Genomic DNA, 12,057 nt, shown 5'->3' on the forward strand with positions numbered 1-12,057 from the left:
CATGGAGCAGAAGGAATTACGTTTGCGGCGAGTGCAATATCTTATTTGTGACATTATGGATGAAATGAACGCTGAAAATGAGAAGAAAAACTTAGAAACACTGCAGAAAGTAATTGACCAGCTTTCAGGAGCAATTGGTGATTTAGTAGATCCATCTGGTATGTATTCAATTGATTATTTGGAGAGGAAAGTTCATACAGCGCACTATTTATTATTTAAAAATGATCGTAAAGCATATTTGTGTAATAAATAAACATTCATCATTTGATGGGATGTTTATTATTTTTGATATTTATTGATAATAATTATCAATAAAAGGATGAGTACAATGGGGTTAAGACGATAAATTAATCTGCTTATAATTGTACTTATAAATAATAAAGCTCGAAATAAAAGCCTTGCTACACGTTTGTAGTAAGGCTCTTTACAGTTGTTTTGTTCTTAATGAATGAAAGCACCTGCCACTTTTTAGTTGGAAAAGTTACTCATTAGAAGTGTTATTAATCGCTTGAATAGCAAGTTCCAACGATTTAATCCTTCTTTCTAAAAGAGTTCTTTGAGGACTACCAACCTTTGACTTAACGTAAATTTTTTCAATTGATGGAAGCAAACCGGTAAGAACATTGCGAGCTGCTGCTAAATCTTCCTGGTTGTAATGATGAGGTTTTTGATTCCAAACACTCTCTAGCATTGCTAAGCCGATACAAGCTGCCTGAAGGCGTTTCTTTACTAACGTAGTATTTGAGCCTTTCTGAGTCATTTGTGACAAGGCACTTTCGAGTTTACGGATTGTGGACTGTAAGGATTTTATTGATTCCTCTTTATGTAAATCTGATAAGTTTTCCATGTTAGTACCATCCTTTCTTCGTTTTTAAATGATTTTGTTTAATACGTGATAAAATCGTTAAGGACAGAAACTTACTCGCAATATTTTAACATAAATAACGAACTTTCTTTGAGAGGGAGTCTTAAAGAGCTAGCTCAATTGTTGAAAGTAAGGTAATGAACTTTAAAAACCGAACCGTCATCTAAGTGGCGGTTCGGTTTTCTTTATTTTTTCTCTACTAATTTTTTATTCTTTCAATCTAGTGTAAATGATTTATTAAATGTTTTTTGATCAACATCTTTTACGTTGTTTCCAACCCAACCTGCATCGCAACATATTCAATATCATTATCAATTTCACCTAACACGTAAGATTCTAAAATGCCCATTACAGCAGTTCCTAAAAATTTTAAAACGATGTGCTTATCAATGTTTTTATTGTGAAGATTGCTGTGCTTAATATTTACGTTAAACGTGCATAACAAGTTATAATAGAAGAAATCAATAAGGAGGCTAGCTGTGAAGAATCTTCGTTATTTCAATATATTTACTATGTTAATTATATACACGCTACTTATGTTTTACATCGGCTGGAACGGATGGGTTTGGCTTCATGCAGTATTTGGCTGGGAGTCCTGGGGGTATTATGCTTTCGTAGTCGGATTTATTTCTTATGCGTATATTCTCGTGCAAGTGTTTAAGTTTCTCCCATTCCTTCGAACGATTGGTTCAATTTGGTTTGCAGTCATACAATACGCCCTTATGTTATTGCCGTTAGCTGATATAACAGTCTTTCTTTTACAGTTTTCGGTTGAGAAAGAAACAGCAATTATTTGGACAGGGGCGGCTGTGTTAGCTGCGTTTATCTTTATCTTTGCATATGGAGTATTTAATGCGTATAGTCCAGTAGTAAGAAAATACGAAGTGCACATACCGAAAAAGGTAGAGGGGCGTAAAAGTTTACGTATTGCGATGGCTTCTGATATGCATTTCGGTAAACTGTCTGGCGTTTCGCATTTGAAAAGACTTGTTCGTCATGTAAATGAAATGGAACCTGATATTATTTTACTGCCAGGTGATATTATCGATGATCATCCAGGAGTATTCATTCAAAAAAACATGGGTCATATTATGAAACAAATGAAAGCTCCATTAGGCGTATATGGTGTTTTAGGAAACCATGAATACTACGGCAGAGCGGTTCCAGAGTTTTTACAAGAGATGGATAAGATTGATATTCGTATTCTTTTAGATGAAGTGATCACAATTGAAGATGGCTTTTATCTCGTTGGAAGAAGAGATAAAACAGAGCGAGATCGCCAAAGCTTTGAACAACTTATGAATACAGTGGATAAATCGATGCCTGTTATAGCGATGGATCACCAGCCATTCGAGTTAAAACAAGCAGCAGCGGCAGGTGTAGACTTATTATTATCCGGTCACACGCACCGCGGACAAATGGCACCAAATCATATTGTAACGAGAAGAATGTACGAGCTAGACTGGGGATACGCACAAAAAGGCGCATTCCACGCAATTGTTTCTTCTGGATTCGGATTTTGGGGACCGCCGCTTAGACTTGGTAGTAGGTCGGAGATTGTGCAGGTAGAAGTTACGTTTGAATAAGGTTAAATAAAAGGGATTATACATGATTAATATGTATAATCCCTTTTATTTTTTATTTCGTAATCGCGACCTTTACTTGAATATAATCTCAATTAGTTGTTGTGGATGTGCATTAATTAATCCATGAACAATAATAATTACCCATACCTTGCGATAACGCGCCCACAAATATCCAAGGAATAGACCTACGATACCATGGTTCACAATGACCGTAGCTGTATCAATATCCCAATGACCAGAGCCGTGTAATGCAATATGCCAGCTTGCCCATAACAATGATGTAAGAAGTATAGCCGGCCAAGTACCTAGTAATAGTTCCAAACGTGTTTGCAACCAAACTCTATAAAAAAGCTCTTCCAGTACACTATTTATAAGAAATCCTACAAGTAAAATTAAGATTAAAATCGTGGGTTCCATTCTCGCTGAAACAAATGGTGTAGAGAATGTAGAAAAGAAGTTGAAGTAACCCCAGACTATAATGACAATAAGTGGTGTAAACCGATACCATCTATTACCTCCCGTTGATTTTACAGGCTTTTGTCGTTCTTTTTCGGGGTTACTTTTATAAAACAAAAGAAGCATGAATGGAGTGAATAATAATAAAATAATTTTAAATATCATAAACCACAATTGTAATGTCATTCCTTCAAAGTTCGTGGTGAGGAGACAAATCGTGAAGAGGGAACCACTCGAGAATAAAATAACAGTTTGAATTATGATGCGCCTTAGTTCAAATTGTTGAAGGGGATTATAGTTTTTATGATGAGATGGTAAGAAACGAACAAGGAGTATACCGACAATAACAGGGATCCACTTGTTCCAAAAAGGCAGTGTGCCCGTATGATCCCCACTGTAACGAATGTTTGTTTCTCCGATCCATATAAGCCAAAGAGATGAAAGTAAAATAAGAAGTATAATGATTCCACCAATGAGCTTCCCCGCTTTTGGAAAATAACTATCCATAGTTATCCGACCTTTCATACTATAATGGTGAAGCGATTTCCAATTATTTCTGTTTTTAAATGAATATGCATTTATGAATCTATTAAAACAAAAAAGAAGAACTGTGGGAATATTTTAATTTTTATGATTTAACTTGATGAGAATAGAGGACCGCTTTTTTGAAAACAGAACGTTCATATTGGAATGACAGAATAGTATATTTACTCTTCTTTAAAAAAGAGATATTATAAAAAGACTCTGCTTGAAAAGGGGGACTGTAAGTGATCATATCAGATGTACTATACGGAGAATTTGAAGTAGATCAAGTGTTAAAAGAATTAATTTTAAGTAAACCAGTGCAAAGGTTGAAGGGGATTCATCAAGCCGGAGCAAGTTACTTAATGAACGAGAAATGGAATGTAACGCGCTTTGATCATTCAGTTGGTGTTATGTTGTTAGTTAAAAAACTAGGTGGTTCAGTAGAAGAACAGATTGCTGGTTTACTGCATGACGTATCACATACTACTTTTTCTCATGTAATAGATTACGTTTTTGATAATATGAATGAAAGTTATCATGAAGAGATATTTAGTTCTGTTGTGAAAAACTCAGAAATTCCAGCAATTCTTTCAAAGTATGGTTATAACTATGAAGATATTTTGTTAGATGATTCGAAGTGGACGTTACTGGAAAGATCCGCGCCGGAATTATGTGCAGACCGGGTGGATTACACATTACGAGATATGTATACATGCGGATATGTTTCTTTAGAAGAAGTTCACAATTTTTTATCGGATGTCATCGAAGTAGATGGGAAAATGGTTCTTCAAAATATCAAAATGGCAGAATGGTTTACAGAAACGTATTACAAAGAAGTAATCGATTTCTTTATGCAACCAACTAATATTTACGGAAATGATATGTTAGCTAAGACGTTAAAGTTAGCTCTTCATAAACAAGTTATTCATGCAGATGATTTTCTTCTTGAAGATCATGAGCTTATAGTAAAATTGCAGCTATGTAACGATTCAGAAGTACATGCTTTATTAAGAAAAGTCCATCCAAATGTAAAAGTAAGAGAAGATAGAAGTGAGTATGATTTACATCAGAAAAATAAAGTCCGTCTTATTGACCCGCCATTACTTCGTGAAGGGAAAATCGTTCAGTCATCTGTCGTATCAGAAAAAATAAGAGAGATGAGCGATATCGCTTATGAAAAATCGGTGAGAGGGATGTATGTGAAAGTGATTTCTAATTAAAAAGAAGTAGAGCATCACTTTTGGATGCTCTACTTCTTTCCTGTTAATTATCAAACCAATTCCAAACTTCAATATCTCCAAGAGTCGCATAACGTACGTGCGGGGAGTTTTGTAATTTTAATAATTCTTTCGACGGGCCGGTAATGACAATGCCATATACTTTTACGCCGTTATCTTTTACATATTGATAACGTTTATCTAAGTTTAGTTCGTTTTCTGGAAGCGCAGCTATTTTGCTTACCGTTTTTTTATGGGTAGAAAGGACGCGCATCATTTCGATTACTTTGTCTTCTTGCGTTTTCTGCCTGTCAGTTTCATTACCGAGGAATCTTACATGTTCTGGAAATCCTATAGTTTCTCCGCCATGGAGGATATAGTCTTCTGCATTTTTTCTTTCTTGTCCTGTATCTAAAGCGTACCATACAGGAGTTGGGGGGAGTTCTTGTGCTTCAAATATGCTATATAAAAGCGGTTCTAATTCTTTTAAAGTGTAAGCTTTATCAAAAGAAATTGCTACTTCTGCAACCGTGCCATCATGTACTTTTGCAAGTGTATCCCATACTTTTTTTGAGGAATCCTTTAAATCATCACCCTGCTTTGTTTTAGGATGAACAAAGAAAAGCTTTGGTTGATAGAACGGATTCATCCAAGTTTGTTTCGTGACATCTACAGATGATAAGAAGCTTTTTGTTTCTACTGTACCGAGTGGCATTTCTTTTTTACCGACGGTTCTTACTAAATCAAAGCTGCTGTTCGTACGGAAAAAAGCTTCTACACTTGTTCCGCCCCCCATAACGCGGCTATTTGGGATCGTTGCTTCAAGTGCAAGTGAAGGAACCTCTCTAATTTCTTCTAGCCTTTTATCATTATTAGCTTGAAAATAAAAGGCTGATAATACCCCGCCGATTATATATATAACGATGCAAATGGATAATATAAAACCAAACGTTTGTAACCGATGTTTCCACTTAATTCTCCAAAAAGGAACTTTAAGATCTTTTGGCGGTAATTTTTTCTTTACGGGTTCACTCTTCGTAAGTAATTCATCTAAATGAGCTTCACATTCTGCACAAGTTTCTATATGACTTTCTAACTGTTCTTGCTCATCACGTGTGAGCGTTCCTTTTTCATATTTCTCCCAAAGTTTTTTAAACTCTGCACAACCCATCTGTATCACTCCTTTATGCTTTTCGCTTCTTTTCGTCCGCGGTGTAATTCAATTTTTACTTTCGCTAATGAGAGACCAGTCATTTCTGCTATTTCCTTATAAGAGAATCCGTAGTAATCTCGTAGTAACAGGACATTTCGTCTTTCGAGCGGAAGAGAAGATAAACCTTCTAACCAACTAGCAATCTCATGTTTTACAAAATAAGAGTGCTCTGTACTTGGCACGTTTGGTAAATGGAATTCTTCAATTTTCGTTATTTTATATTTTTTCTCTTTTCGGTACCAATCGATAAAGGCGTTGTAGGCAATTGTAAATAACCAAGGTCTAATTTCTTCTCCTTTATAATAGTCAATATGGACGAGCATTCGGTAAAATGTTTCTTGCATAAGATCTTCCGCGTAGTGGGAATCTCCGGTTAGGGAGAGAAGATAGCGAAATAAATCATGCATATGATCTGAATAAATGTCTTCTAATGATTGTTTGCGTTTCACTAATTTCCCTCCCTTCATACATAACAACGAAATACATATAAAAAAGTTACATTTGTTTTTAAAATTATAGTAAAAAACGTCAAGAATTGGATAGGATTCTCTTTTATCATAATACATATAAGGCGGGTGAACAGAGATGGAAAGCTATGAAACACAAATTCAAAGGTCCATTGATTATATTGAGGAAGATGTAATGGAAAAACAGACGCTGCGTAATTTAGCTCGCATTGCAGGTTTTTCTGAGTCGCATTTTCATCGTGTATTTCAGGCGTTAGTAGGTGATACGGTAATGGAGTATGTTCGAAAGAGGAGGTTAGCCCGGGCAGCTTATCAACTTTCTCATACGGATGAAAAAGTTATTGATATCGCGTTTGAGCATGGCTTTCAATCTCATGAAACGTTCACGAGGGCCTTTAAAAAATTATTTCAAATGACACCGAGTGAATATCGAAAACAAGAAATTGAAACACCGATGTATTACAGTGTGAATGTAAAACAAAGAAAATTAAATCCGTATTTAGGGGGCATACAAATGGAATATCGTATTGTAAATAAACCAGAATTTTTAATGGCAGGTTATGAACTGAAGACGACAAGTAAAGAAGGGAAAAACCACCAAGACATTCCAGCATTTTGGCAAGAATATTTACAAAAAGATCTTGGAACGACAATTCCGAATCGTAAAGATACGAGTCAATGGGTAGAGCTTGGATTATGTACTGATTTTAATTTAGAAACAGGGGACTTCACTTATATTATCGGAATGGAAGTTACAGGCTTTGAAAATGTACCAAATGAAATTGCAAAGCGTACATTCCCAGCAGCGACATATGCCGTATTTACAACGCCGAAAGTTCCTCATGAAGAAATGGTAGCGTCTATTCACCAAACGTGGAATGCTGTATTCTCAGAATGGTTCCCGCATTCAGGCTATGAACATTGCGGCGTTACAGAGTTTGAACTATATGATGAGCGTTCCCATGCAGATAAAAGTGAGTTTGCTCAAATTGAACTTTGGCTACCAGTGAAGAAGAAATAATAGGGGGAAAAGCGAACCAGAGAGGTTCGCTTTTTTAGCCGTAATACGGGGAGAATATTGAATTGTTTTTTGTAAGAAGTATGAAATACAGATCCTCTTATCATATAGATTGCTATATTTGATGATTTTTGTCGACAAATCGATATATCTGGAAAATCGCTGATATATTTTGAGTTGCGGTCGATATATTTGAAAAAACGCTGATATATTTCGAGTTGCGCCGATATAATTTCTTTTACCGACGAACCACTGATAAAAGACACGCGACATAATTTCATTTACCAAAAAATCACTCCAAAAGAGAAAAGACGCCACATAGCGCCTTTCCTACGAACGAAACGGAAATACAAGAACAATCGTCGTTCCTTTCCCGAGTTCACTATCAATAGAAATTGTCCCGTTATGGGCATGAACGAGCTGCTTCGTAATGGCGAGACCAAGTCCGGTTCCGATGTTGCTTTCTTCTGTATTCGTTCCTCTGTAATATCGCTCGAATAGAAGTTCTTTCGTTTTATCGTCCATTCCTTTTCCGTTATCTGAAATAGATAGTGTAAATGAATTTACATCCTGCGAAAGCTTTACGATTACGTTTGTCGTTTCATTATTATGTTTCACAGCGTTTGCTAGTAAGTTTTCGATAATACGCTGGAACCATTTTTCTTCAATGAAATATTGAATTTTATTTGAGCTCGGTACGAATTCAATATTTTGATTTTGCAGTGTCGGATTATTAATAAATTGTAATAATACTTTTTGGACGAATTGATTCATTTCAATGTTTACGTGCTGGGCAGGAAGGCTGTTATTTTTTAATTGATACGTTAAGCTTAAATCGTCAATTAGTGTAGTCATATATTGAGATTTCTCTTTCATAACGCTGCCGAATTGCTGCATGTCACGATCAGTCCAGTTATACTGCTTTGATTCTAGTAATAATGCGTAGCCATATATAGAGCTAAGTGGTGTTTTTAAATCGTGCGTTAGACCGGTAATCCATTCTTCACGTGTTTGCTGCAGTACTTGCCTCATCGCATCATTTTTTTTGAGTGTAATTGAAAGGTGCTCTAGTGAGCTAGTAACATCTCTAAATAAGCGAAATGACCATTTTTCTTTACCAGATCGCCTGAATCGAACTGGTTTTCCTTTTTTATTAACAGGCTCTTCATATTTTCCACCAGCGATATTTTTAAGCCAACGCATTGCGTGTAGTAACGGTTTCCCGAACTTATTTCCGTACCAAATAGATAGAATGACTAAATAAACAAAGACGATAAGAAGGATTAATCCACATCCAATTAGAAACTTCTTAGTAAATATATCCTCAATTTCATCATCTGGGTAGTAGCGTTCATTTTTTGCGGTAATGACGAGAAGCTGACCGCTATTTGCATCGTAAAAGCTAGACGTGTTTTCTTTATGATTCCACGGTTCTTTTTCGTTAAGAGCAGTCTGTATTGTTGAAAGTGTTTTTTTCTTTCCAGTCGGATAGGAAAAAACCTCTTCGCCATTATGATTAAATATTTGCATTGTTGCTTTTTCTTTAGAGAGTAGCTGTTTTTCTTGTTCCGTTAATGTGAACGAATCTGTAGATACAGAAGGGTGTTCTTTCTGAATTGTTTTTAGTAATGCATTACTTTTTAACATACCGCCATAAATAACAAGTACGTTTTTTTCTTCTACTTCAATTTCCCAATATGTAAATGTATAAGGGCTTTCTATATGATTCTGTATATGTGCGAGTAAAGATGTTTTCGTATAAGAAGTTGGGACATCACTTGGTGTATTAAATTGATAGAGGACTTTGCCGTTTTCTTCTACAATCTGAATCCAATCATTTTTCTCTTTAATTAAATCTTTTACTTCCTTTTTTAACGTAATATCGCCATCTTCTGAAGAGATATATCTTGAAATTGTAAAACTATCAGAATCCGGAATATTAGGTTCGTATGAAATACTAGTAACAAGAAAAATTAAATAAGTGAAAGCAGCGACTACAGCAATAAGTAATGTAACTAAAACAAAAACGTGTTGCAGTATAAATTGGATGATAAGTCGTTTATTAAGATTCATATTGTCACCCTACTTTGTAACGAACTTATAGCCAAGTCCGCGAACAGTTTTTATGTATTCTGGTTTACTTGGGTCTTGTTCAATTTTTTCGCGTAGCTTTCGAATGTGGACCATAACAGTATTGTCATCGCCATTATAGGCGGGTGCTCCCCAAACTTTTTCGTATATTTCTTCTTTCGAAAATACGTAGTTCGGATTCTCACAAAAGAAGAGTAGTAGTTGAAACAGTTGAGCGGAACATTCGACAACGTGTCCATTTACTGTAAGTTCTGCGGAATGTTGATCAATTTCAAATCTCCCAAATGAAATGGAGTGTGCTTTTTGTTCGTGTGGTACGGTTTGTTTCATATGTCTTCGAAGTTGTGCTTTCATACGAGCTACGACTTCTAATGGATTAAATGGCTTCGTAATATAATCATCTGCACCGTATGAAAATCCAGATATTTTATCTAGATCAGATGCCTTCGCTGATAGGAAGAAAATCGGACAATCTGTTTGTTGGCGAATAATTGGACAAATATCAAAACCAGATTGTCCAGGAAGCATGACATCTAAAATAATTAAATCGTAATTGTTTTGTTCGATGAGAGATAAAGCTAATTCAGCTGATGTTGCAGTTGTAATATGAGAAAAACCTTCTTTTTCAAGAATGGTAGTTAGTAGTTGTAAAATTGCTGTTTCATCATCGACGAGTAATATATTTGCTTGATACATAAGAATCCCCCTTAATTTCCTCGAATATCATATCATCTTTTTGTAACATATGGAATTTTTAAGGAAAATTTAAGGTTTTCTTTTATAAAAAATTAAGAATCAAATGATATGATAAAAGTAACATAGGGGAGGAGATGAGTGTGAATCCGTTTCAAATGATGCGAGCTAGATATTTTTTAATTGTATTTGCACTATTAATTTTAGTAGCGAGAAGTAGTGAAAAATTGCTAGAAAGTACATTTCATATACAAAATTCATCTTTTATAAATATACTTATATTTTATATCCTTCCGATTGCATGGATTTTTTATGAGTATAGAAAGCACCGTGTTTCATTTTCATTATTTCTTAATAAAAATGAAACATTTAACTTGGTGCAAGTTATATACATTACGATTATGTTGTGCATGTTCAGTTACGGGTATCTGATTTTATACATGTACAGCTTTGCATGGATTACACCAGATTTTATTATGAATGCTTTACACAAACCGATTGTAGATAGTGCCGGGGGATATATATATCAATTTATTATGGTTGTATTTATCGCACCTATTATTGGAGAATTTGTTTTTCGTGGATTTTTACTTCAGCGCTTTGCTGCGAAATGGGGAACGAGTATAGCGATGATTGCAGTGGCACTTTTATTTGCGATATTACATGTCGATTTTCTCGGTGCCGCCGTATTTAGTATCGTATTATCAATCGTATATATTCGTACGAAAAGCTTACTCATGCCAATTGCGATACATATGTTAAATAATACATTTGTACTTTGTGCATCGTTCCTAGTAAGTAGAGAAAAGATCATGAGTTTTGCAGATTTCTCAAACTATACGACGTTCTTTCCAGGACTGATTATTTTTATAACAGGATTAAATTTAGTACTCATCTTTTTATTTGTTAACCGCAAATACTGGAGTAAAGAAGTGCCAGTTATATACGCAGAGCAGGTAGAGAGTTTTGCAGATGTAGTGGGAGATAAATGAGACGAAGAAAACGATTGAAAAAATATTGAAAGACATTATAGATGCTACGTCTATTACAGATATGTGTGATAAAGGCTTTTGTCATTGGCTTTTTAACCTGTAGTAGATACAATTGTGTTTCCGGAGTATTACTTATTTTCTAGTACTCATTTAAAAGAAAATATTATTTCTCTTCTTATTGTATTAGGGATTTTAATAATATTCGGTCTAATGTTAGAAGCAATGATGAAGCGTATCTTCAGAAAAAATGAAGAGAAGTATGTGCGGGTTCATAAAGTATTCGCGAAAGTAATGGGAGCTTTCCTTTTGTTTTATGGTATGAAAACAATCATTTACTTTATAGCTTTGAGACATCATTAATTCTAAATTTGAAAGGAATGTATAAAATTATATGAATGAAACAATATCATCAAATAAGTTTTTTTATTTGATTTTACTTAGCATAGTGCTAATAACGACAGTAAATGTTATTCTCCGCTGGGAGGAAGCCTACTTTTTCATGTATTTAGCGCTCCATTTATTAGGGGTCTTATGTATAAGTGGTGGCATGGTTACTGAAAAAAAGGGTGACGAAAGTGTTAACTATATGTGTGTGATCGGTCTTGTTTTACTTTTAGCTGTACAAGGTATTATGAAATATAGTTCTTTTTCTGTACAAGATTTCAGTTTGTTAATAGATGTACTGCCTTAAGGGGGATAAGTATTTATGTTATCGAAGAAACAAATAGGGTATATATTTGTTTTAGTAGGTTTTTTTACGATTATTATAACGACGCTATTTTTTCAAGACTATGAATATGTAAAATATGTAAAAGGCGCTGGTTTAATGTGCTGGTTTGTAAGTGCTTTTCTTATTCCGAATTATGAACCGAGGAAAGTGTCTAAAAATAGGTAAAACTCTTCTTATGTAGAAGAGTTTTTTTTATCCCGCATT

At 34.8% G+C, this 12,057-nt stretch carries 14 protein-coding genes and 1 pseudogene; 8 read left to right on the forward strand and 7 right to left on the reverse strand.

What is annotated here, in order from left to right; genetic code table 11:
* The first annotated feature begins 1 nt into the window (after position 1).
* The gene (locus JDS98_RS12970) at positions 2-253 is read left to right on the forward strand and encodes a hypothetical protein (protein WP_199633959.1); all 252 of its coding nucleotides are present in this window, start codon (positions 2-4) and stop codon (positions 251-253) included.
* A gap of 228 nt (positions 254-481) precedes the next feature.
* On the opposite strand, the gene JDS98_RS12975 is transcribed toward JDS98_RS12970, so the two are convergent.
* Together JDS98_RS12975 and JDS98_RS12980 are read right to left on the reverse strand one after the other, a co-directional pair.
* Positions 482-847 (reverse strand): hypothetical protein, encoded by a 366-nt coding sequence (locus JDS98_RS12975; protein WP_199631874.1) that lies wholly within the window; start codon positions 845-847, stop codon positions 482-484.
* A gap of 280 nt (positions 848-1,127) precedes the next feature.
* Positions 1,128-1,310, reverse strand: a complete 183-nt coding sequence (locus JDS98_RS12980) for a hypothetical protein (RefSeq protein ID WP_002042824.1) — start codon at positions 1,308-1,310, stop codon at positions 1,128-1,130.
* A gap of 34 nt (positions 1,311-1,344) precedes the next feature.
* On the opposite strand from JDS98_RS12980, the gene JDS98_RS12985 reads away from it, so the two are divergent.
* On the forward strand, positions 1,345-2,451 hold the full coding sequence (locus JDS98_RS12985) for a metallophosphoesterase (RefSeq protein ID WP_097958844.1): 1,107 nt from the start codon (positions 1,345-1,347) through the stop codon (positions 2,449-2,451).
* A 72-nt stretch (positions 2,452-2,523) separates the two neighbouring features.
* Here the strand turns inward: JDS98_RS12985 and JDS98_RS12990 are convergent, their stop codons facing one another.
* Positions 2,524-3,414, reverse strand: coding sequence for a CPBP family intramembrane glutamic endopeptidase (locus JDS98_RS12990; RefSeq protein ID WP_000378921.1), 891 nt, complete (start codon positions 3,412-3,414; stop codon positions 2,524-2,526).
* A gap of 260 nt (positions 3,415-3,674) precedes the next feature.
* Here JDS98_RS12990 and JDS98_RS12995 point away from each other — a divergent pair, with 260 nt between their 5' ends.
* Positions 3,675-4,652 carry an HD domain-containing protein gene (locus JDS98_RS12995; RefSeq protein WP_199633960.1) on the forward strand — a complete coding sequence of 326 codons (978 nt, stop codon included), beginning with the start codon at positions 3,675-3,677 and terminating at the stop codon, positions 4,650-4,652.
* 43 nt (positions 4,653-4,695) lie between these two features.
* On the opposite strand, the gene JDS98_RS13000 is transcribed toward JDS98_RS12995, so the two are convergent.
* Positions 4,696-5,820, reverse strand: a complete 1,125-nt coding sequence (locus JDS98_RS13000; RefSeq protein WP_199633961.1) for an anti-sigma factor — start codon at positions 5,818-5,820, stop codon at positions 4,696-4,698.
* Positions 5,821-5,825: 5 nt separating this feature from the next.
* Positions 5,826-6,329: an RNA polymerase sigma factor gene (locus JDS98_RS13005; protein WP_138921140.1), complete on the reverse strand. Its 504-nt coding sequence runs from the start codon at positions 6,327-6,329 to the stop codon at positions 5,826-5,828.
* Between the two features lie 118 nt (positions 6,330-6,447).
* Between JDS98_RS13005 and JDS98_RS13010 the strand changes: the two genes are divergently transcribed.
* Positions 6,448-7,350: an AraC family transcriptional regulator gene (locus JDS98_RS13010; RefSeq protein WP_199633962.1), complete on the forward strand. Its 903-nt coding sequence runs from the start codon at positions 6,448-6,450 to the stop codon at positions 7,348-7,350.
* A 327-nt stretch (positions 7,351-7,677) separates the two neighbouring features.
* On the opposite strand, the gene JDS98_RS13015 is transcribed toward JDS98_RS13010, so the two are convergent.
* Both JDS98_RS13015 and JDS98_RS13020 read right to left on the reverse strand, forming a co-directional pair.
* On the reverse strand, positions 7,678-9,420 hold the full coding sequence (locus tag JDS98_RS13015; RefSeq protein WP_199633963.1) for an ATP-binding response regulator: 1,743 nt from the start codon (positions 9,418-9,420) through the stop codon (positions 7,678-7,680).
* Positions 9,421-9,429: 9 nt separating this feature from the next.
* Positions 9,430-10,134 carry a response regulator transcription factor gene (locus tag JDS98_RS13020; RefSeq protein WP_000283866.1) on the reverse strand — a complete coding sequence of 235 codons (705 nt, stop codon included), beginning with the start codon at positions 10,132-10,134 and terminating at the stop codon, positions 9,430-9,432.
* 140 nt (positions 10,135-10,274) lie between these two features.
* Here JDS98_RS13020 and JDS98_RS13025 point away from each other — a divergent pair, with 140 nt between their 5' ends.
* The 4 genes and pseudogenes from JDS98_RS13025 (at position 10,275) to JDS98_RS13040 (ending at position 12,018) form a co-directional block, all read left to right on the forward strand.
* Positions 10,275-11,123, forward strand: coding sequence for a CPBP family intramembrane glutamic endopeptidase (locus JDS98_RS13025; protein WP_001067942.1), 849 nt, complete (start codon positions 10,275-10,277; stop codon positions 11,121-11,123).
* Positions 11,124-11,184: 61 nt separating this feature from the next.
* Positions 11,185-11,483: pseudogene (locus tag JDS98_RS13030) on the forward strand (malate synthase).
* A gap of 31 nt (positions 11,484-11,514) precedes the next feature.
* Positions 11,515-11,814: a hypothetical protein gene (locus tag JDS98_RS13035; protein WP_002105543.1), complete on the forward strand. Its 300-nt coding sequence runs from the start codon at positions 11,515-11,517 to the stop codon at positions 11,812-11,814.
* A 15-nt stretch (positions 11,815-11,829) separates the two neighbouring features.
* Positions 11,830-12,018 carry a hypothetical protein gene (locus JDS98_RS13040; protein WP_000949414.1) on the forward strand — a complete coding sequence of 63 codons (189 nt, stop codon included), beginning with the start codon at positions 11,830-11,832 and terminating at the stop codon, positions 12,016-12,018.
* The last annotated feature ends 39 nt before the right edge of the window (positions 12,019-12,057 follow it).

This window comes from Bacillus cereus group sp. N11, from assembly GCF_016483605.1.
GTDB lineage: Bacteria > Bacillota > Bacilli > Bacillales > Bacillaceae_G > Bacillus_A > Bacillus_A toyonensis.

Excerpts from the sequence above, each read along its gene's own strand:
- JDS98_RS12990 (WP_000378921.1), bottom strand. The coding sequence starts at position 3,414 with ATGGATAGTTATTTTCCAAAAGCGGGGAAGCTCATTGGTGGAATCATT.
- JDS98_RS13035 (WP_002105543.1), top strand. The coding sequence starts at position 11,515 with ATGAATGAAACAATATCATCAAATAAGTTTTTTTATTTGATTTTACTT.
- JDS98_RS13000 (WP_199633961.1), bottom strand. The coding sequence starts at position 5,820 with ATGGGTTGTGCAGAGTTTAAAAAACTTTGGGAGAAATATGAAAAAGGA.
- JDS98_RS13015 (WP_199633963.1), bottom strand. The coding sequence starts at position 9,420 with ATGAATCTTAATAAACGACTTATCATCCAATTTATACTGCAACACGTT.
- JDS98_RS13040 (WP_000949414.1), top strand. The coding sequence starts at position 11,830 with ATGTTATCGAAGAAACAAATAGGGTATATATTTGTTTTAGTAGGTTTT.
- JDS98_RS12975 (WP_199631874.1), bottom strand. The coding sequence starts at position 847 with ATGGAAAACTTATCAGATTTACATAAAGAGGAATCAATAAAATCCTTA.
- JDS98_RS13020 (WP_000283866.1), bottom strand. The coding sequence starts at position 10,134 with ATGTATCAAGCAAATATATTACTCGTCGATGATGAAACAGCAATTTTA.
- JDS98_RS13010 (WP_199633962.1), top strand. The coding sequence starts at position 6,448 with ATGGAAAGCTATGAAACACAAATTCAAAGGTCCATTGATTATATTGAG.
- JDS98_RS12970 (WP_199633959.1), top strand. The coding sequence starts at position 2 with ATGGAGCAGAAGGAATTACGTTTGCGGCGAGTGCAATATCTTATTTGT.
- JDS98_RS13005 (WP_138921140.1), bottom strand. The coding sequence starts at position 6,329 with ATGAAGGGAGGGAAATTAGTGAAACGCAAACAATCATTAGAAGACATT.